Source organism: Neobacillus sp. GCM10023253, assembly GCF_042653105.1.
GTDB lineage: Bacteria > Bacillota > Bacilli > Bacillales > Cytobacillaceae > Neobacillus > Neobacillus citreus.
The window spans coordinates 1-20,888 of sequence record NZ_JBHSHV010000007.1 but is presented as its reverse complement, the minus strand read 5'-3'; the positions used below and the strand labels follow the sequence as shown (position 1 = coordinate 20,888).

General features: G+C 40.6%; 18 protein-coding genes. 11 read left to right on the top strand and 7 right to left on the bottom strand.

Features of this window, described 5'->3' with window-relative positions; translation table 11 throughout:
* Positions 1-5 precede the first annotated feature (5 nt).
* The 3 genes from ACFPA1_RS10195 to ACFPA1_RS10185 are packed head-to-tail and all read right to left on the bottom strand — an operon-like array spanning position 6 to position 3,862.
* Positions 6-1,169: a Ger(x)C family spore germination protein gene (locus ACFPA1_RS10195; RefSeq protein ID WP_378582546.1), complete on the bottom strand. Its 1,164-nt coding sequence runs from the start codon at positions 1,167-1,169 to the stop codon at positions 6-8.
* On the bottom strand, positions 1,147-2,274 hold the full coding sequence (locus ACFPA1_RS10190) for a GerAB/ArcD/ProY family transporter (RefSeq protein WP_378582543.1): 1,128 nt from the start codon (positions 2,272-2,274) through the stop codon (positions 1,147-1,149). Before ACFPA1_RS10190 ends, ACFPA1_RS10195 begins: the two co-directional genes overlap by 23 nt.
* A 13-nt stretch (positions 2,275-2,287) precedes the next feature.
* Positions 2,288-3,862 carry a spore germination protein gene (locus tag ACFPA1_RS10185; protein WP_213139881.1) on the bottom strand — a complete coding sequence of 525 codons (1,575 nt, stop codon included), beginning with the start codon at positions 3,860-3,862 and terminating at the stop codon, positions 2,288-2,290.
* A 214-nt stretch (positions 3,863-4,076) separates the two neighbouring features.
* Here ACFPA1_RS10185 and ACFPA1_RS10180 point away from each other — a divergent pair, with 214 nt between their 5' ends.
* The 5 genes from ACFPA1_RS10180 to ACFPA1_RS10160 all read left to right on the top strand — a co-directional run bounded on the left by ACFPA1_RS10180 (position 4,077) and on the right by ACFPA1_RS10160 (position 9,256).
* A complete protein-coding gene (locus ACFPA1_RS10180; protein ID WP_241113703.1) occupies positions 4,077-4,679 on the top strand; it encodes a TetR/AcrR family transcriptional regulator in 603 nt (200 codons plus the stop codon).
* Positions 4,676-5,458 (top strand): crotonase/enoyl-CoA hydratase family protein, encoded by a 783-nt coding sequence (locus ACFPA1_RS10175; RefSeq protein WP_213139882.1) that lies wholly within the window; start codon positions 4,676-4,678, stop codon positions 5,456-5,458. Before ACFPA1_RS10180 ends, ACFPA1_RS10175 begins: the two co-directional genes overlap by 4 nt.
* Before the next feature lie 65 nt (positions 5,459-5,523).
* Complete coding sequence (locus ACFPA1_RS10170; RefSeq protein ID WP_378582539.1) at positions 5,524-7,077, top strand: class I adenylate-forming enzyme family protein; 1,554 nt, start codon at positions 5,524-5,526, stop codon at positions 7,075-7,077.
* A gap of 346 nt (positions 7,078-7,423) precedes the next feature.
* On the top strand, positions 7,424-8,662 hold the full coding sequence (gene sstT, locus ACFPA1_RS10165; protein ID WP_213139884.1) for a serine/threonine transporter SstT: 1,239 nt from the start codon (positions 7,424-7,426) through the stop codon (positions 8,660-8,662).
* A 117-nt stretch (positions 8,663-8,779) separates the two neighbouring features.
* On the top strand, positions 8,780-9,256 hold the full coding sequence (locus tag ACFPA1_RS10160; protein ID WP_213139885.1) for a hypothetical protein: 477 nt from the start codon (positions 8,780-8,782) through the stop codon (positions 9,254-9,256).
* A 69-nt stretch (positions 9,257-9,325) separates the two neighbouring features.
* Here the strand turns inward: ACFPA1_RS10160 and ACFPA1_RS10155 are convergent, their stop codons facing one another.
* Entirely contained in the window at positions 9,326-10,522 is a 1,197-nt protein-coding gene (locus ACFPA1_RS10155) for a CynX/NimT family MFS transporter (protein ID WP_213139886.1), read from the bottom strand.
* A 254-nt stretch (positions 10,523-10,776) separates the two neighbouring features.
* On the opposite strand from ACFPA1_RS10155, the gene ACFPA1_RS10150 reads away from it, so the two are divergent.
* From ACFPA1_RS10150 to glnA, 3 genes are all read left to right on the top strand, one after another.
* Positions 10,777-12,045 (top strand): S8 family peptidase, encoded by a 1,269-nt coding sequence (locus ACFPA1_RS10150; protein ID WP_213139887.1) that lies wholly within the window; start codon positions 10,777-10,779, stop codon positions 12,043-12,045.
* A gap of 112 nt (positions 12,046-12,157) precedes the next feature.
* Positions 12,158-12,658 (top strand): hypothetical protein, encoded by a 501-nt coding sequence (locus tag ACFPA1_RS10145; RefSeq protein ID WP_378582536.1) that lies wholly within the window; start codon positions 12,158-12,160, stop codon positions 12,656-12,658.
* 260 nt (positions 12,659-12,918) lie between these two features.
* Positions 12,919-14,283: a type I glutamate--ammonia ligase gene (gene glnA, locus ACFPA1_RS10140; RefSeq protein ID WP_378582534.1), complete on the top strand. Its 1,365-nt coding sequence runs from the start codon at positions 12,919-12,921 to the stop codon at positions 14,281-14,283.
* 756 nt (positions 14,284-15,039) lie between these two features.
* On the opposite strand, the gene ACFPA1_RS10135 is transcribed toward glnA, so the two are convergent.
* Positions 15,040-15,570: a UGSC family (seleno)protein gene (locus ACFPA1_RS10135; RefSeq protein WP_378582532.1), complete on the bottom strand. Its 531-nt coding sequence runs from the start codon at positions 15,568-15,570 to the stop codon at positions 15,040-15,042.
* A gap of 69 nt (positions 15,571-15,639) precedes the next feature.
* On the bottom strand, positions 15,640-16,677 hold the full coding sequence (locus tag ACFPA1_RS10130) for a hypothetical protein (RefSeq protein ID WP_378582530.1): 1,038 nt from the start codon (positions 16,675-16,677) through the stop codon (positions 15,640-15,642).
* A 243-nt stretch (positions 16,678-16,920) separates the two neighbouring features.
* Here ACFPA1_RS10130 and ACFPA1_RS10125 point away from each other — a divergent pair, with 243 nt between their 5' ends.
* Entirely contained in the window at positions 16,921-17,658 is a 738-nt protein-coding gene (locus tag ACFPA1_RS10125) for a TerC family protein (protein WP_378582528.1), read from the top strand.
* 127 nt (positions 17,659-17,785) lie between these two features.
* Here the strand turns inward: ACFPA1_RS10125 and ACFPA1_RS10120 are convergent, their stop codons facing one another.
* On the bottom strand, positions 17,786-18,565 hold the full coding sequence (locus ACFPA1_RS10120) for an alpha/beta fold hydrolase (RefSeq protein ID WP_378582526.1): 780 nt from the start codon (positions 18,563-18,565) through the stop codon (positions 17,786-17,788).
* 332 nt (positions 18,566-18,897) lie between these two features.
* Between ACFPA1_RS10120 and ACFPA1_RS10115 the strand changes: the two genes are divergently transcribed.
* The gene (locus tag ACFPA1_RS10115) at positions 18,898-19,245 is read left to right on the top strand and encodes a hypothetical protein (protein WP_213139894.1); all 348 of its coding nucleotides are present in this window, start codon (positions 18,898-18,900) and stop codon (positions 19,243-19,245) included.
* Between the two features lie 133 nt (positions 19,246-19,378).
* Entirely contained in the window at positions 19,379-20,800 is a 1,422-nt protein-coding gene (locus tag ACFPA1_RS10110) for an amidase (RefSeq protein WP_378582524.1), read from the top strand.
* Positions 20,801-20,888: the final 88 nt, after the last annotated feature.

Genomic DNA, 20,888 nt, shown 5'->3' with positions numbered 1-20,888 from the left:
GTGTGTTAAGAAGTTAGGCCCTGCCTGCGAATATGGGATTTAGTCTCAAATTTTAATTCAACATTGGGATAGATTTCATTCCAGTGATTTTTTTTCTTATTCCATACATCTGGATATTTACGGTGAAAGGCTTCAGCAAATCCAAAAATATCGGCTTTCATCTTCTCTTGCACTTGATTCCTGGCCTGTCTTATTCTTTTTTCAACCTCTTTCGCTAACAGAGGTTCAAGAGATTTTACAACAACCGGATCCGATACATCTAAATTTGTTGTATTTTGAACGATATCACTGGCAGATTCTGATTTAAGCGTGATTGTCCAAATGCCATTCTGTATTTTCGGTACCAGCTTTGATTGTGCTTGCAATACATTGACTGAGATATAACCATTTGTTTTTGGAGGCTTAATCGTAATCACTCCTAACAAAATCTCATTTCTTAGCCAAAGCACGCCCCTTGTAACAGAATCGTCAATGATTCCCACCATTTTATCCTTTTTGAAAATGGCGGTACCTGTAATATAAGCAATCGTCTGCAGCGGTTTATGCTTACTTTCAGGGGGAAGGATGGTAATCCACGGCAGCGCACAATCACCTGAATCACCAAGCAGCATTTGGGCTAATTTTTTGGTGGTAATGTTTAATCCCAATTTATGCTGGCTTAATTCCTTCAAAACCTCGGACAAATCACGTTCGAGCGGGGGCATAAGTCTTAATAACTTTTTCGCCTTTTGGCTGCTGACAAAAATTTGACCGCGTTCTCGAAGCGTTGGATGCCGCATGATAAAGTCAACATGTTCGGCAATCCCCTTTTTGGCAAGCTCCTCATGAAGGAGGAAAACATCAGTGTGGCCCCAAAAGATTTTCCTTGGCAATTTCTCCTGAAGTTTGGCCATGGCATCTGCAACGGTTTTCCCGACAGCTGATCTTACCAGGGTTTGACTCGCTCCGGTGTTGTTGCTTTCCATTGCCTGAGCATTACTGCCGCCTTTAGGAATATAAACAAGAACAGTAAGCTCAATCTTATCATCTGCAAATTTGTCAAAACCTGCAGCTGTAATTAAGGCCAAATCATTTACTTCATTCCTGTCCCAGCAGCCAGAGAGCAAAATGACTGAACAAATAAGAATAAAATAGAGCAGTCCTTTTTCACTGATTGACCGGTGTTTCATTCTGCTTGTTTCCTTTCCGCTGTCCGAGTTTTTTTCGAATGGATGCAGTCATCAGCAGGATAACTGGAAGAATTACCTGAATGGATAAAATATAAATTGCCCCCGATGTTGCAAGAAAATGGGATAATTCCTGAAGATCTCGCGCTGCCCAAAGCCCTTGTAAGAGAATTAAGAAACCAATCGGCAGCACGATTGGGCGGTAATCTGAGAGCTTAAGCCACTGGGCGGTGCCTAGAGCAAGTGCATAATAAAAAACCGTAATTTTGATAAAGGTCCCGGCAATCCAAATCGCCATTACAATCGATTCCAAATGTTCCAAGAAATCAGCGATACTAATGTAACGGGCTGCCACCATCACAGGGTAGGTGAGGGAAGCGGTCAAATTTCCAAACAATAAGAGAGTCATGATATTGGTAAGAACCATTAGAAACAAGACGATGAAAACCGCTATAAATCCCCATTTAACCCCTTTTTTCTGATTTGTCACATATGGCAATAAAAAAGAGACCAGGATGAACTCACTGTACCAGCTTTGCGGGACAATCGACCCCATTAACGAAGGCATAATCCCTTTTTCCATAATGGGAAACAGATTATTTACTTCCAAATCTTTGATGAGCAGAATGAAAAGCAAGATATAGAGAAGAACCACGACGGGAACGATGATTTCTGAGGCTCTACCCATCACTTCCAGGCCGCCAAGAACTGCAAACGAACAAACAACTACCATGGTTCCGATTATAACGCCCATTGGGGTATGGAACAGTGCGGCGCCGGATACAAACTCGCCGTATTCCCGCACGATAATCCCTGTTATGTGCAAATAGAAAAATAGAAAAATGCCCCCAATCAATTTTCCGAATATTTTACCAAGAATTTGTTCGCTATATTCAATAATAGTTTGTTTTGGAAAAAGTTTATTCAATTGATAGGATAAAAACACAACGAAAAAACCGGTTCCGGACGCCCATATTGGGGACAGCCATAAATCATGATGGGCGTGTTTGGCGGTTATCGATGGCACCAACAGAAGCACAGTTGCGATGATAGCCGGGATCATTAGCAAGGCCATTTGAACCGGCGAAATTTTACCTTGTTCCAGCATGGTAAGTCAGCTCCTATTCCTTTCCTTTTAGAGGAGAAGGCTGTTGTCCATTTGGCTGGCGGACCTTATTATAATCATCTGTCCAATGGGGCCGCTTCTTAAAAGACCACCAGGGCGCCCTGATGATGGAGTCCTTCAACTCTGAATTTCTAATTGGCGCCAAGGGCTGCAGATAGGGAACTCCAAAGGAACGAAGTGTACACATATGAACAATGATCGTAAGAAGTCCGAGCATGATGCCAACTAATCCCAATGTACCAGCCAGAAACATGATGGGGAACCGAAGAATCCTAAGGACAATCGATGCACTGTAACGCGGGATTAAAAAGGAAGCAATCCCAGTAATCGCCACTGCCATGACCATTGGTGCTGAAACCAAACCCGCCGAGACAGCTGCTTGACCAATGACAAGGGCACCGACAATGCTAACCGCTGAACCAATGTTCTTAGGCAATCGGATGCCGGCCTCTCGAAGTGCCTCGAATGAAACTTCCATGAGCAATGCTTCTACCAGTGCCGGGAAAGGGATTTGTTCCCGCGATTTTGCAACGCTGATTAACAGGGTAGTGGGAATCATTTCCTGATGGTATGTCAGGATGGCTACGTAAACGGAAGGCAGCAACAAGGCCACCAGCAAAAAGACATAACGAAGCCACCGAATCAGCGTTCCAATGATAAACCCTTCATAATAATCCTCTGGTGACTGCAGCAGGGAGTAAAAGGTCGTTGGAGCAATCAAGGCGAAGGGAGTCCCATCGGTTAAGATGACCACGTTACCTTCCAGTAAGCTTGCAGCTGCAATATCCGGGCGCTCAGTATTTAAAATTAATGGAAAAGGAGAGTAAGGATGATCTTTGATAAACTCCTCGATATATCCACTCTCGAGAATGCCGTCAATATCAATCCGATTTAAACGGTTTTGAACCTCTTCGATTAGCGTTTGATCGGCAATACCTTCGATGTACATGATGACGACTTGTGTTTGGCTATAGCGTCCTATTTGAATGGATTTCATTTTCAATTTAGGACTTCTTATTTTCCTGCGCAGGAGGACAATATTTGTGCTTAACGTTTCAATAAAGCCATCCCTCGGACCCCGGACCACAGTTTCTGCAGTCGGTTCTTGAAGTGAACGTTTTTCCCATTTAGGAATTCCGGCGGAAATTCCTTTTGATTGATGGTCTATTAAAATGATCGGATTTCCTGATGAAACCTCATTAACCAAATCATCATAGGTTTGTATTTCTTTTATATTAGAAACCGTTAGGGTCTTTTCAATTAGAGCATGGAAATCCGGTTCTGTTTCTAGCTCTAAACGCATTAACGGTGTTAAAAGGTTATTATCGATTTCTTCGACGTTTGACATGCCGTCAACATAGATAAGAACAGCTTTTGATTCATTTCCGATTATAAAATACCGGAACTTTATATCGGCACAATCCGCATAGATGGATTCCAATTTTTGTACATTATCATCTAAATGGATAGATAAACGATCCTTACTCAAAAGCGATTGTTGTTCATCTAGAACCATTTGACTCTTTTCATTTATAATTTGTGATAATAATTTCCTTTTACGGAATTTCATGTACCATTTCCCCTGTATTTTTAAGTGCTCTTGCCAATATTCCACATTTTCTCAATGTTAGTATGATTTGGTGTCCCAGATTTTATGCAGACAGGACAGTCGTATGTAGTTTAAGAGTTGGAATAAAAGGTGTTATAGTTGACAGAAAATTCGTTAAAGTATTATTATTTATATTGAACGTTCATTATAAAAAAAAAAAAAAGGGGGTGCCATTGTGCCAAAAGTAGGAATGGAAGACATCAGGAAAGAGCAAGTAATTGTGGCCGCGAAAAATTGTATTATTTCAAAGGGGCTTTCAAATTTGTCCATGAAAGATATAGCCGAGGAAGCCGGTATCAGCACGGGGATTATTTATCATTATTTTAAAAGCAAGGAAGATTTGCTTATGCAGGTTCTCAAGGTTTCATTTCGCCGGTCCCATGAAAAGGTAATGGAAACAGTTGAACCGCTGCAAAATCCGGAAGACAAATTGATGAAGCATTTGGAAAATATTAATGTGGTTTCAAAAGAAAATCCTGAATACATGGCCGTTTTTTTAAATTATTTGGGCGAGGCAAATCATAATCCGCAAATCCGTAAAATTATCAATAAGTTTTTTAACAACCTAGTAGATTATACCCAGCAATATTTAGGTGATGTATCCAATAAGGGAACGCAGCTAAAAAACTTACCTGTCATGATTATCGCAATGGGTATCGGCCTGGGGACGATGTGGACAATGAATAATCAATTATATGACATGGACGAGATGGAACTAAACTTTAAAGATTTAATTTCTAGTTATTTAAACGGGAGAGTAGGAGGCAGTCAAGAATGAATGTGATTATGGAGAAAAAGGGGAAGGTCTGTACGATTACGATTAACCGACCTGAAGTGAGAAATGCTGTTGATCGGAGGACCGCTAAGGAGCTGGCGGATGCATTTAGAAAATTTGAAAATGACGATACATTAAGGGTTGCTGTTCTGCATGGTGCAGGCGGAACCTTTTGTGCAGGGGCCGATTTGAAGGCGCTTTCTAAAGATGAAGGAAATGAAATGAACCTTGACATGTTAAAGGATGGTCCAATGGGACCTAGCAGAATGCACTTATCCAAACCGGTAATTGCTGCAGTATCAGGTTACGCGGTTGCTGGCGGTATAGAGCTTGCCCTTTGGTGTGATCTGAGGGTGATGGAACGAGATGCTGTCATGGGTGTGTTTTGCCGGAGATTTGGTGTTCCGCTTGTGGATGGCGGAACGCAAAGACTGCCAAGGTTAATCGGTATGAGCCGAGCATTGGACTTGATTTTAACTGGCCGGCCTGTATACGCGGAAGAGGCGCTGCTGATTGGTTTAGCAAACCGTGTCGTTGAAACAGGGACAGCTAAGGAAGAGGCAGAAAAACTTGCTGCGGAAATTGCCGAGTTTCCACAAGCTTGCATGATAAGTGACCGGGAAGCAGTTTATCGGGGCTTTGATCAAGACTTTGATAAGGCCATGCAGCTGGAGTTCTTGTTAGGGGTGAATGTCGTTAATAGTGGAGAAACGAGAGAAGGTGCCACCCGTTTTTCAAAAGGACAGGGCAGGCACGGAGAATTCGGACTGAACTTGAAATAGACGGGTAATGGATCTTATTCGTTATTGAATGTTAGAAATATATTCTTATCGGGGAGGAATCGTTAGTGAATGCAGCTGAATTAATCAAAAGAGGTGCCGTTTATTTCCCTAATCATACAGGAGTTATTTTTCAAGGGCAAAAATTAACGTTCGATCAAGTTTATCGGAATAGCAATCGCTTAGCCAATGCCCTGTTGAGCCTTGGTCTCAAAAAAGGGGACCGGGTGGCATTTTTGCTGGCAAATTCCCTTCAAAGTGTTGAAATTGATTTTGCACTTCTCCTTACTGGGATTATCAGAGTCCCACTTAATACAAGATTATCAGAGAATGAACATATTCATATGATTAAGGAGACCGGTGCCAGTGCGCTTTTATATACAGAGGAATTTAGTGAACGAGCCGCACAAATAAAAATTCATTGTGAAAATCTCCGTTACTTCTGCCAAATGAATGGTTCCACAAGAGAACCATGGATGATTAATATGGCGGAATTTGTTAAAGGTGTTTCCGAAGAGGAACCGTCAGTGAAAGTACATGAATCCGATATTGCCACTATTCAATATACTTCAGGAACAACTGGTACACTTAAAGCAGCCGTTCATACTCAAGAAATTTGGACAGCTATTAGCAATAATATCTTATCATCATTAGATATCCACGAAGGAGATACAATGCTTCACGCGGCGCCATTGACCCATGCGTCAGGTACGTTGGTGCTTCCGCATTGGGTATCAGGTGCAGCAAATTCCATTCTGTCAGGCTTCAATCCCGAACAATATCTTCAAACCATACACCATGAAAAACCTACCACATTGAATTTAGTTCCAACCATGATTGTCATGCTATTGTCCCAGCCTAATGTCGAACAGTATTCCTTTGAATCCGTTAGAAATATTATATATGGTGCGTCACCGATGCCTCGTGAAGCTTTGCGGCGCGGACTCGCCTTATGGGGCCCAAAATTTGTTCAATACTACGGCCAAACGGAGGCACCGCTGATTCTTTCCATTTTAAACAAACAGGACCATACCATCGGTGGAGAGGAAGGCGAAGAAAGATTGCTGTCCTGTGGCCGACCCGTTCCGACTGCATCTATTAAAATAGTTGATGAATTCGGTGAGGAGCGCCAAGCTGGGGAAATTGGCGAGATTGCTGTAAAATCCAGTCAAGCTATGCTTGGTTATTGGAATGAACCTGTATTAACAGATGAAACGATAAAAGATGGCTGGGTACATACCCGGGATATGGGATACCTCGATAAAAAAGGTTATTTATTCTTGGTTGACCGTAAATCAGATATGATCATTTCAGGTGGTTTTAACGTGTATCCGCGGGAAGTGGAGGAAATCCTCTATCAGCATCCGGCGGTGATGGAAGCCGCTGTAGTTGGTGTTCCGGATGAAAAATGGGTAGAAACAGTGAAGGCATATGTCGTTCTCAAAGACGGCCAAACAGTATCTGAAGAAGAACTTATCATATTTTGTAAAGAGAAGTTAGCTTCATATAAAAAGCCTTCTTCTATTGAATTCATTGAATCCTTGCCAAAAAGTCCGGTAGGAAAAGTAGTCCGCCGCCTATTGAGGGACCCACACTGGGAAGGGAAAGAAAGGAAAATCTAGTCAATCGAAAATAAAAGATAGCTAAGTAACCCACCCTTTTTGTCTATGAGGGTGGGTTTTGTTTTCTAAAAAGCTGACGTCTTAAGGGAACTGTTTATATTATTATACCATTCGCTAATAGAGGAGATTGTGATATTATTGTGTTAATAATAATTTGGACAGGGAATAAACTTGATAGATTTCTAAGATTTTATATTTATAGGAATTTTTCAAATATTCTATATATAAATACTTGAAAATAATACTATTGTGAGATATCTAAATATTCTTTATAATAATAATGTTAGGCAATAGGGTTTGGCAGAGATATTTTTTACGTAAATAATAAAAAAGTGGGGGAGTTTATTTGAAAAACCTATTGAAAAAGTGGAATCAAGTAAGTCTAGTAAAACAAATCATTGTTGGTTTGATTATTGGTATTATCCTAGCTTTAACGGTTCCTGCAGTAGCAAAGCCGCTAGTCATTTTCGGTTCATTATTTGTCGGTGCTTTAAAAGCCATTGCACCTGTATTGGTACTTTTCTTGGTTATGTCGGCCATCGCGCAGCACAAGAGCGGTCAACAAACGAATATGAAATCCATTCTCGTTCTTTATCTCTTAGGTACATTTCTAGCAGGATTAATCGCAGTAATTATAAGCTTTATTTTCCCAGTAAATTTAACTCTTGCAAAAGGCGCCGAGGATATGACAGCTCCTGGGGGTGTTGTAGAGGTTCTGAAAACTCTACTTCTGAATGTTGTTGATAACCCTGTCAAAGCCATCTTTAATGCGAACTATATCGGAATCTTAGCTTGGGCAGTTGTTCTTGGTATTGCATTGAAAAATGCTCCGGATACAACAAAAACAATGATTTCGAACTTTTCCGATGCTGTCTCCAAAATGGTCACTTGGGTCATTAAGTTGGCACCGCTAGGCATCATGGGTCTTGTTATCGACTCGATTACGACAAATGGTATTGATTCTTTGCTTAGCTATGGAAAATTGCTAGTCATTTTACTCGGCTGTATGATTTTTGTGGCGCTTGTCGTCAATCCGCTTATCGTTTTCGTTGCTACACGTCAAAACCCGTTCCCACTTGTGTTTATGTGTCTTAAGGAAAGCGGCATTACAGCCTTCTTTACACGTAGTTCTGCTGCCAATATTCCGGTTAATATGAAATTATGTGAAAAACTAGGTTTGGATAAGGATACTTACTCTGTTTCTATTCCATTAGGAGCAACCATCAATATGGCTGGTGCTGCTGTAACAATTTCCGTGTTGACATTGGCTGCAGTTCACACGCTGGGTATTCATGTAGACATCCCGACAGCGATCATCCTAAGCGTTCTGTCGGCAGTATGTGCTTGCGGTGCTTCGGGGGTTGCGGGCGGATCCTTATTATTGATTCCACTGGCATGTTCCCTATTTGGAATCCCAAATGACGTGGCAATGCAAGTTGTCGGCGTAGGTTTTATCATCGGTGTTTTACAGGATTCCTGTGAAACAGCATTGAACTCCTCAACAGACGTATTGTTCACGGCTACTGCTGAACACCGTAAGAACCGTTTAGAAGGTAAGAAATCTTTCATCCGTAAATCTGCATAAGGCTATAAGCCCTCTATCTGGGATAGAGGGCTTTTTTAATTAAGTTGGTGATTTAAATGCAAAATATTATAATGTAGGTTAAAATGATATTTTATAGATAGAAATTTGGAGGATATTATGCTAACTTTTGAAGAAAAACTGGCTGTAATCGAATCATTTCCCGAACTTGAGAAGGTAAATGTTTCACTAGGACGAGTAAATTTCCAATATAACGAAAGTGTTTATGAAAAGAAAAATGTGGTGTACCATCTCCATCCAAATGGAAATGGATTCGTATATGCCGGCCGCATATCCCAATATCAAACCGATTCAAAAGGGATGGTTAATATTCGGGACTACTCGGAGGAAGAGTTAAAAAAACTGATTAGAGACTCCATTAATAGCTTGTCTGCTGTTGAAAAGCCTATCGAAGAGGAAGCGATTATTGGGGATAACGAAGAGGAACGATGGGTCAATGGGGAGAATCAAGTTCTGTTATTAGTGAACGAGGATGAAACCTGGAATATTTATTTCGGACTCAATCTCGAAGAAACTTTCGGTACACGGGAAGAGGCAGAAATATTTTTAGTTGAAGAAGGCTTTAGAAGAAGATAGTTTTTCTTAATGAAGAAAAAAATGCCGGTTACTCTTATTTACAAAGGAGTACCGGCATTTTTTTAGTTTTTAACTAATTTTTTTCAATGGTTCACGAAATACATATTGATTTCTTCCCGCACCAATACCTGCAACGGTTAACATGACATTTATAATTGCTAAAACGAATAACGGGATCGTCCATGACTGGGTCTGGTCGAAAAGGAAACCAATCAAACTAGGACCGATTGCTGCCAGCAGATAGCCGATTGATTGAGACATGCCCGATAAACTCGCTGCTTGCTTGGCATCGGTTGTTCTTAAACCGATAAAGGTAAGGGCTAAACTGAAGCTTGCACTCTGGGCAACTCCTATAAAAATAACGGACGTTATTAATAATATGGTATTACTACTAAAGATAAGTCCAAATAACCCAACTAAGTGAAGAATTCCTAAAAAGAGAACCATTCCTTTTTGATGTCGAAAACGTTCGGCTATGACCGGTGTCATAAACGTGGCCGGAAGTCCCGCCAATTGCATGATAGAAAGGATCCAGCCTGCTAAAGTCAAGCTCATCCCATGGCTTTCTAAAATGGCCGGCAACCAGGCGATTGTGCAGTAAAACAAAAATGATTGTAGTCCTATAAAAAAGGTAACCTGCCAGGCCAATGCAGAAGACCATAGGCCTTTATTTCCGGAAGGTATGTTCTCGACCGGTTTACGGACGCTTGTTTCACGAAGCTGCGGGAACCAAATAATCATTGCCATCACGGCTAATACGGCCCAAAAAGCTAGAGCTGTTTTCCAGCCTAAAGCCATCCCTTGGGCTAGCGGCACAATAATCCCAGACCCAAGCGCAGCAAAGGTACTAAGTGCTGTCGTATAGGTGCTTGTCATGATTCCGACCTTATCCGGGAATTTCAGCTTTACTAAACTAGGCAGGAGGACATTCCCGACTGCGATGCCAACTCCGATCAGAAGGGTGCCGAGAAAAACGGTTGGGATGTAACCAAGTGACCGTATGATAATTCCTATAAATAAGATAAAAAGACCGAAAAATATAGTTCGTTCATTGCCATAGGTGCGGCTGATTCTTGGTGCAAGCACGGAAATGATGGCAAATGATAGTAATGGCAGAGTGGTAATAAATCCGGCTGTTCCGTTTGAAATGCCTAAGTCTGTACGGATAAATCCGATGAGGGGGCCCACAGATGTGAGGGCAGGCCGTAAATTAAACGCTACAAAAATAATCCCGATGACGAGTAGGGTTCTATTCATTTTTTTCATTCTGTTCCTCCAAGGTGAAAAGAAAGAGAGCTTCCTTTTTTATTCATAACCATAATCATATCATTTTATTGGCTCTAAATGCATTAAATTCATATAGAAAAATGAGAACCCATAATTGTATTATGTTAACTAAGGGCTATAAAGAAATTTTCCCAACTTTTATCAATGTAAACGCATTCATATATGAGTGATTCAAAAATAAACTCAATATTGCGGTTGAATGCCGCTACATAAAAAAGAGAGGGGAAGAGGGAATGAAAAAGTCAAAAAAGGTGGGTTCTGCAATACTTGGTTTGTTAATGGGGGCATCCTTGTTTTCGACCGGAGCATTCGGTCAAGGTCCTGACTCAAATGAAACATTTAGAGTTATGATTGAAGGGCCAAGTGCAGAAATGGCAAAAGCAAAGCAAAATGTTGGCGTTCGCTGGGACTTTGGGACAGAAGGCTTCACAACGACTATAAATACCAAGCAATATGAAGCATTATTGAATAATAAGAATATAAAGATTGAAAGAGTACCAGAGGTGCATTTGGATCGAGTTGAAAATGCGCCGAATGGAAAAGTTGGTGCAACCGCCATAACCTCTCTGCCGGACGACCGGACACCATGGGGAATTCAGGCAATTTATAATGATCCGTATATTAGCAGCACATCTGGCGGGACGGGGATTAAAATTGCTGTATTAGATACAGGTGTATATATAAATCATTATGATTTAGTTGGAAATGGTGAGCAATGTAAAGATTTTACGCAATCTTCATCCTCAATAGTTAATGGCACTTGTACAGACCGAAACGGGCATGGCACACACGTAGCCGGTACAGCTAATGCTCACGGAGCTTCTGATGGATTAGGAGTCTATGGTGTAGCACCACAGGCTAAGCTTTGGGCTTACAAGGTGTTAAATGACCAAGGCTCCGGTTATTCTGATGATATTGCTGGTGCTATTCGCCATGCCGCAGATGAAGCAGTTAGAACTGGTTCAAAAGTAGTCATTTCCATGTCACTTGGTTCTAGCGGAAAAGACACCATGATTGCCAGCGCCGTGGATTACGCCTACAGCAAAGGTACGCTGATTGTCGCCGCGGCCGGAAACAGCGGCTATGCCGATAATACCATTGGTTATCCGGGGGCCTTGAAAAACGCTGTAGCCGTTGCTGCTTTGGAAAATGTTCAACAAAACGGAACGTATCGAGTCGCAAATTATTCGTCCCGCGGCAACTCCTCTACTGATGGTGACTATATTATCCAGGAGCGTGATGTTGAAATTTCAGCGCCAGGCAGTAACATTCAATCTACCTGGTACGATGGAAATTACAATACCATCAGCGGAACTTCGATGGCCACCCCGCATGTTTCAGGGTTAGCAGCGAAAATTTGGTCCTCCAATTTATCCTGGACCAACACTCAGCTCCGCGCAGAACTGCAAAGAAGAGCTAAACTATACGACATTAAAGGCGGTTACGGTGCAGCAACAGGGGATGACTACGCATCAGGATTTGGATTTGCCAGGGTAAAATAGTTATAGGATTCTGCCCTCCTGCCGATTGAACAATTAATAGGTTATGATATAAAATTAAGTTAATAGTTAAAAATTATAGGAATGTTTGAGACGGCTGCATGGGGGAACAGATATGGTTGTTGTAAAATCGGTAAAAATCGATGGAGAGAGTATCCATATTTTTAATAGTGCCATCTATATTTTTGAATCAAGTTCTGGATTCAGCTTGCAATTGGATCTCATTGTGAGCGAAGTGACGGTGAAAAAATATAGAAAGTTTGAAAACCTGATTATGGAAATAGAATTAGAGGACGGTCGCATCCTTCAGACCATTATGCATGCGAAAATCCTCCCAGGAGGCTTGCCACAGCTAAATTTATTTTCTGAACTTGATGATCTAAATGAATATGAGGATTTCGATAAAATCAATGAAAATGATTCATGGTTTCCTAATATTGAAGAGGGCATCACATTGGAAGAAATAAGAAAAGTGGAAATGCCGTTGGAAGAGGTTAGTTTAAAATTAAAACTGCCCATAAACCAGATTGAATGGCTTAAAGCCCAAAAAAAGAGTGTTTTGAATGAAATGTTTCAGGAAGTAATTAATGATATTATGAAAAAACAAAACCTATAAGGTAACGAACATGCTGTTAAAGCCGACATTCTAGGTAGGAATGTCGGCTTTTTTAGTTTATCATACATAATTATGTATATTTATGAATAAAAAACCTCTTATAAATTGATAGTAACCTATTGTCCATTATCATATTATGAAAACGCTTTCTGAAAAACTAGCATAAATATTCAAAAAAATATGCAGAAAGTACTTGTCTAATGATAAACTTTTAAATATAATGTAAGAAAATATAACATGAAATTGAGAGGTAATGTGACATGACTGAAACACTTATTTCAAATGTGGCAATTGATTCTACAACTTTAGAACAAATTAAGAAAATCATGAACGAAAAAAGTGTTGAGCTTTTGCACTTACAATTCGTCGATATTGAAGGCATCTTAAAGCATGTCACTGTTACAGTAGAGCAGTTTGATGATGTGGTTGAAGGTAAGATGATGTTTGATGGTTCTTCCATTAAAGGTTTTTCTCCGATTAATAAGTCAGACCTTTATTTGCAGCCAGACCTAAATACATTTGCGGTACTTCCTTGGACTGTTGAACAAGGTTATTCAGAAGCACGTTTCTTATGCTCCGTTAAAAACCCGGATGGTACTCTATTTGAAGGTGACACGAGAAATGTCCTGAAGAAAACAGTGGAACGTGCTGCTGATCAAGGCTATACCATTTCGGTCGGTCCTGAATTGGAATTCTTCCTTTTTAAAACAGATGAAAATGGTTACCCAACTCAGGAGCTCGGCGATAAAGCTGGCTATTTCGAGCCATCTCCATATGATTTAGGTGAACGTGTTCGCCTAGAAATCTACCGTGCCTTGAAGGCAATGGGCTTTACGATTGAAGCCTCTCACCACGAGGTTGCAGAAGGGCAGCATGAAATTAACTTTAAATATGCAGATGTCCTTACTGCTGCGGACTTGGCGACTACTTATAAGTGGGTTGTTAAGACAGTTGCGAAGAAATTTGGTTTGCATGCTACCTTTATGCCAAAGCCGGTTTTCGGTATCAATGGTTCCGGAATGCACGTCAATATGTCATTCTTTGAGGGAAGCGAAAATGTATTCTTCGATCCTTCTGATGAATTACAATTATCGAAAAAAGCCTATCAATTTATTGCAGGTGTATTAGAAAATGTAAAGAGCTTTACTGCCATCACGAACCCGCTAGTAAACTCTTACAAGCGTTTGGTTCCTGGCTATGAGGCACCGTGCTATATTGCATGGTCCACATCAAATCGTTCAGCCCTTATTCGTATTCCTGCCAAAAGAGGTCTTGCTACTCGTGTAGAATTACGCTGTCCAGATCCATCATCCAACCCATATTTAACGTTTGCGGTTATTGCTTCGGCAGGCCTGGATGGAATTGTAAAAGAATTAGAAGCGCCGGCGCAAATTCAAGAGGATATTTTCCACATGAATGAAGAAGAAAGAGCATTCCGCGGCATCGACAATCTTCCGGGAAGCTTAGCTGAAGCTTTAAAAGAATTAGAGGCTGGAGAAATTGCTTCTCAAACATTGGGAGAGCACGTTTACACAGAATATGTTTCCCTGAAAAAAGGAGAATGGGACAGCTATCGTACTGCCGTTCACTCTTGGGAAATCGCAAACTACCATTCTAAATTCTAATAAAAAGTCTTAAGCACTGGGGGCTGGCCTCAGTGCTTTATTTTTTGGTTATAGAAATGGTCATATAAGAGTTCTCAGACCAAAGGGGTTTGAGAAGAAGAGTAGAAATGGTCTTATAAAAGGCTCATAAGACAAAAGTCGCTAGAAAACAAGTGTTGAAGTGGTCTTATAAAAGGTTCATAAGACAAAAGTCGCTAGAAAACAAGTGTTGAAGTGGTCTTATAAAAGGTTCATAAGACTAAAGTCGCTAGAAAACAAGTGTTGAAGTGGTCTTATAAAAGGCTCATAAGACCAAAGTTGCTAGAAAACAAGTGTTGAAGTGGTCTTATAGAAGGTTCATAAGACCGAAAAGGCTGGAAAGCAAGTATAGAAGTGGTCTTATAAAGAGTTCATAAGACCGAAAAGGCTGGAAAGCAAGTATAGAAGTGGTCTTATAAAGAGTTCATAAGACCAAAGTTGCTAGAAAACAAGTGTAGAAGTGGTCTTATAAAAGGCTCATAAGACCAAAGTTGCTTGAAAACAAGTGTGAAGTGGTCTTATAAAAGGTTCATAAGACCAAAGTTGCTAGAAAACAAGTGTAGAAGTGGTCTTATAAAGAGTTCATAAGACCAAAGTATCTAGAAATCAAGAGTGGAAGTGAACTTATAAAATGATTTATTTATAGAAAGGTAATAATTTATAAGTCGGTTTCTTATTTGGTACCTAATTTAAATAACCTGCCGAGACGGACGAACCCATCTTAGCAGGTTATTCTCTTTATAAACTTCTTAATAGGATATCTTCAACGTCGCCAACAATCTTCTCTACCCACTGATGAAGAACCTCTTTTTCCGTCGCCGCAATAGGGTGCGGGATGGTAGCAAATGGGTAATCAGGTATTCCGTGTGCGATTGCCATGGCTTTACTTGAAGAAATAAAGGGTTTGGTGCTGATGACGGCTGTCGGGATGCCGTGTTTTTCCATAATAATCCCATCGAGCAAACTGCCCGAGCTGCAGGACCCTCAATCCCCGACCCCGGAGATGATAAAGTCACATTTCTCGGCAAGCATACTAGCCTCTGCATCGGTGAGACCATGTGAAAAAGATAATTTTTTATGGTGGATGACATCCTTCAGATTATATTTTTGCTGAAGACGTTCTGCTAGAAAACGAATGACGGTGTCTGAATTCTTCTTTCCGTTATCGACTAACCCGATGACACTGCCTTCTAAAGATTTTTCTCTTTTCGCCATTCGCAATTCTTTTAAACTAGGACCAGAGGTAGGATTAAACACAATTAAACTCAAATCGCAGCCATCCTTTCTATTGAAAAGTAATTATGAAAACCAATCACCGATTGGTTAAGAGCACTCGTGTCAGGTGAATCCTGTTGCGGCTTTAATCGACTTTGTGACGGCTTTAGACTGTTTGTAGCTAAACCATCCCGGCATACAAGCGGAAAATCTTCCCGCTTCCCCGCCGGCTACCATTAAAAGGATTTGTTCAGGGGAAGGAATAGCGTGTTTAAATTTATATTCATCTCCCTCATCAATGGGCGCATCGATGATTCCGCCATGTTTCATATCACGTATTGACCTTTTTGCATTCTCGTAGAGAAATTGCTGAACACTTTCCTTAGACCAGCCTTCCTTTTGCAGGTGATGGTAATGTTCAGGGCAAAGGACAACCGCCATTTCCGTTTCACTCGCCATATTCATGGTACCTAAAGCACTCATCCGGTCCGACATCGTTCGAAGAATTCCAACGCTGTTAAGGGAACCATGATTTTGAATTTGATTTGGGCCTTCACAGGCAAACACAGTAACTGTACTATCATTTTCTTTAAATCCTCTTTGAACATGAAGAGGTGTCCAATCCGTCTTTTTTTCAGCAAAACAAAAGCTGTATTTGGCTGGGGTGCCAAGTGTCGAGCGGTCGAATTCTGGAGAACCGCCGGCATTTATCATCAACAAGCGAATCGCCCGTCCAATCGTGGCGTTTGCCCGATTCCCAGGGCCAAAGGCATTAGCACCAGAATTTAACCCAATTTGTTCGACAATGGGACCATTTACGGCAATCATGATGGCAGCACCATGAGTACTGGCACTTGGTCCGTGCAGTCCAAATTCAGGTTCACAGATGGCTTGTACCGCTGCCATGACGACCGGGAAATATCCTGGCAAACAACCTGCCATGACCGCATTTATGGCTACTATTTCAGCTGTAAAAACTCTTCCTCTTTCAGGAATGGCACCAACGATGGTGTCCGGTTCCATATTGACACTTTGCAACATTTCATAGATTCGCTCTTCCGTCGGCGGAACAATTGGCAGACCATCCGTCCAGCCTTTTTGAAAAAAATGCTCAATGGCCGCTAGACCATCCTTCACTTCCATTTTTTCAGCCCGAAGCATATCGAACAACCACCCCTTTCAGTCTTTTATAATGTATTCTGAAAAACTATCAGATATCCTGCTTTTAATGGGAAAGAAAGGTACAGGAAAAGGGACTTTGTAGACTTTAATTATTTTTAATTCATATATCACAAAGCAGTTCATAAATTTAGAGAGAAGGAAAGGACGGTCAATTTAAAGTGGACAAACCTTCGATCTGTAGGTAAAAAACAGAGAATTCTAGCTTAAGGTAAAGGAGTAAACATGCTGATGGAATTCCTTCAAGAAATAATCCACAATTATAGTACATTTTTTTCATTAAAGGCTTTTGAATCTGTAGCTTTTGATCATGCCAGCTGGGGCATTATTGGTTCATTGATCATTCTTGAAGGATTATTATCTGCGGACAATGCTTTGGTGTTGGCAGTAATGGTGAAGCATCTGCCAAAGGAACAGAGAAAGAAGGCATTATTCTATGGAATATTCGGTGCCTATTTTTTTCGATTATTGGTCATTGGCATAGGTGTTTCCTTAATTCATATTGCATGGATCAAGATTGTCTGCGGCCACTATTTGCTGTTTATTGTCCTGCAGAACTTATTTTTGAAAAAAGAAGAAGAGGATGAGGTTCGGCCTAAAAGAATGGGCTTCTGGAGGACCGTGTTAACGGTGGAGTTAATGGACATTGCCTTTAGCTTTGATAGCATTGTTGCCGCATTTGGCGTCTCCAATGAAGAATGGGTTTTGTTCCTAGGCGGAATATTAGGGATTTTAATGATGCGGGGAGTCGCTCAGTTATTCCTGAAATTGATTACTAAAATACCGGAATTTGAAACAACCTCATTTATATTAATTGCAATAATCGGAGTAAAAATGATTATTTCTTCATTTGGAATTCATATTGATGAAATCATATTCTTCAGCATTTTAATTACCACCTTCATGGGGACATTTATTGTCCATTTGGTCAGGAAAAACTCTGGAAATGAACCTACTATTTAAGCTTGCGATATAGCAGAGTATTGAATGAAACAGGCTTTGGAAGAAATAAAAATTGGTAGTATTATAAAGAAAGCCCCTCTTGGTTGAGAGGGGCTTTAAGTATGGAATTAGTAATAATGGGGGGAGGCTAACTTGCGGTATTAAGTTTATTTAAGAAGTTACGAAGTTCTTTGTTAAAGGCATCTTTTGCCTCAAGCTTGGCAACATGACCAGTATTTCTGAATATCACAAACTCGGAGTGGGCAATTTGCTTATGCATTAAGTACTGTATCCAAACTGGAGTGACAGAATCATATTGTCCGCCGATTATAAGGGTAGGTACAGTTATGTTTGAAAGTAATCTTAAATAATTCACTTTCAAACACGCTTCCGCCGATTGGATATAGAATTCTTTATTTGGTTGATAATATCGGAAAAACTTTTCGAAGTTTTCCTTTGACCAAGAATATAAACAAGTCTTGGCGGCAGTTTCTTTCATACCTTCCAAGGATTTATTCTTTACCAGAGCACGACGGTATTTTAAAAATAATTCCCCAAACTGTTTTGGGGCATAATGGAATGTACTTACTAGCAGCAAGGAGCGGCACATTTCTGGTGCCTGACGATAGATTTCCTGTGCCACCATTCCGCCCATTGATAAACCGCAAATGTGCGCGTTTTCAATTCCAAGGCTTTTTAATAATGTGATCACATCGTAGGCAAAGTTATAAATGGATATTTCACCGGGAAAATGATACTCACCATGTCCACGTAAATCCGGAATGATTAAGTCAAACTGATTGGCTAATTCGAATTGATCTGACCAACCTTCCTTCACTTCACCAAGTCCGTGAATGAAAACTAATGGCTCACCGGCACCGAGACGTAAATAAGGAATTTCGGAGCAACTTTTTTGTACCTCACTCAAAGTTCATTCCTCCTAAGGGTTTGGATAAAACCTTTATTTCCTATATTTTTATGGTGAAAAAACCGATAATGATTAGACTTAATTTAGTATATCATCAAGTTTAATTTTTTAACACATATAAATGTAAATTACATATAGGTATTTTTATAAGGGAGATAGTACATAGCTAAACTGTGACAAGCTAAATGAGCAGATTCATTTGATGCAAGCAGATCAAGGAATCTTGGTTGTGCAAATCATTTATATTGTGATTCATGTCACAGTTTCTCCTTTTGGTTTACACTATAATGGTATTAGAAATTACTGTTATTATTGTGAAAAGAGGTATTGTCATGTCTCAAATATTGGATCAGGAAAAAGTTAACGAGTTCGTGGACCGCTTTTATGATAGGTTGATGAAGGATGATTACTATATCAACATGTTTAAAGAAAGAAACGTGGACATTGAACAGTTAAAGAATCGTCAACGCACATTTATCAATCGACTGGTGTCTGAAGAAACAACTCACGATCATGAGAATCAGGTTAAGGATCGGCATCCCTTTCAAATCGCTCCAGAACGGGCGGAAATGTGGTTTATTAATATGAAGGAAACCATAAATGAAATGGATTGGGATTCTGCCTCAAAAGGGCGTTTAATCGAAAAAGTAGAATTTCTATTGAATAAGATGGTGAAATAAAAGATAAGCGCAAGGAACTAGGTTTCGAGAGTTCCTTGCGCTTTTTTTAAACAAATATTCAGAAAATAATTAAAATTGACGATAAATTCAAGTATAATAGAAAGGAAGACTAACCCAAAAAGGAGTGAATGGCGTGTCCATTACAGATTTCACGGCGATAGAGTTAGGCAAGTTAATCAGACAAAAGGAATTGTCCCCAGTCGAGGTAATAAGAGCCTTTTTAAATCGAATTGAAACACACAATTCCAAATGGAATGCATATGTGACAATCAATGAACAAGCTCTCGAAGAAGCAATCAGAGCTGAGGAATCCGTGATGAAGGGAAAAAACGTTGGCAAGCTTCACGGTATCCCGATTGCCATCAAGGATTTAACCCCCACCAAAGGGATTTTAACTACATATGGATCTCCACTTTTTAAAGATTATGTTCCGGATTATGACCCTATTTTTTTACAAAGAATTAAGGCTGAGGGCGGGATTGTCCTTGGAAAAACAAACACACCGGAATTCGGCCATAAAGGGGTTACAGATAACCCACTGTTTGGGGTGACGAAAAATCCTTGGGATGACAGGTTAACTCCAGGGGGGTCAAGCGGCGGTTCTGCTGCAGCTGTGGCCGCTAAACTTGCACCGTTCGCCGAAGGAAGCGATGGAGGCGGATCCATCCGCATTCCGGCAGCACTGACAGGTATTTTTGGGTTAAAGCCAACCTTTGGTCTGGTTCCTCATGAGGATCGTCTCAATTTATTTGGGTCCGAACATCCGTATTTACATAATGGGCCGATGGCAAGAACTGTGGAAGATGCTGCGTTGCTACTTTCGGTTATGGCCGGCTATGATGTGAATAATCCAAATTCTATTCCGGATTCAGGAGAGGATTTCACGGACCTTGACAGGGATTTGAAGGGCCTAAAGATTGCCTATACCCGTAACTTCGGTCTGTATGAAATTTCGGATGATGTTGCCGAAGTTATCGACAAAGCGGTTGGGCATTATGCTGATCTTGGCTGTGAAGTGGAAGAGATTGACCTTGATCTGGGTTTAAGCTTAAAGGAACTAGCTCGTGCCTTCTCCGGAATGTGGTGCGTGAAATTTGCTGCCAGCTACGGCGAATATTTCGATAACGATCCCGCAAGCTTCTCGGATGGCATGGCCAAAATGATTGCAATCGGTAGAAAGCTTAGTGCGATTGATTATAAAGCGATTGAAATTAAACGAACGATTGTATGGAAAAAAATCCAAGATGTATTAAACAATTATGATTTGTTACTTTCACCTGTTCTGGCAACAACAGCGTTCGAACACCACTTACCGGGTCCGTCCTTGATTAACGGAAAAAGTGTAAACCCTTCCACAGATTGGATGCTTACACAAATTTATAATTTAACAGGACACCCTGCGGCCTCATTGCCAGTTGGGTTGACAAGCAGCGGGTTGCCTGTCGGTTTGCAGGTGGCAGGAAACAGATTTGCAGATAAACTTGTCTTACAGGCTTGTCATGCATATGAAAAGGCATTTCAAACTTATTTGGAACCAGTATCGCAAGTAAAGTAGGCTTATGCTTTTAGGACCCCTTAATCCATTGGACACGAAAATGGTAAATTATTTACACTAGTGACAAGGGAAATAACCTGGAAAGGGG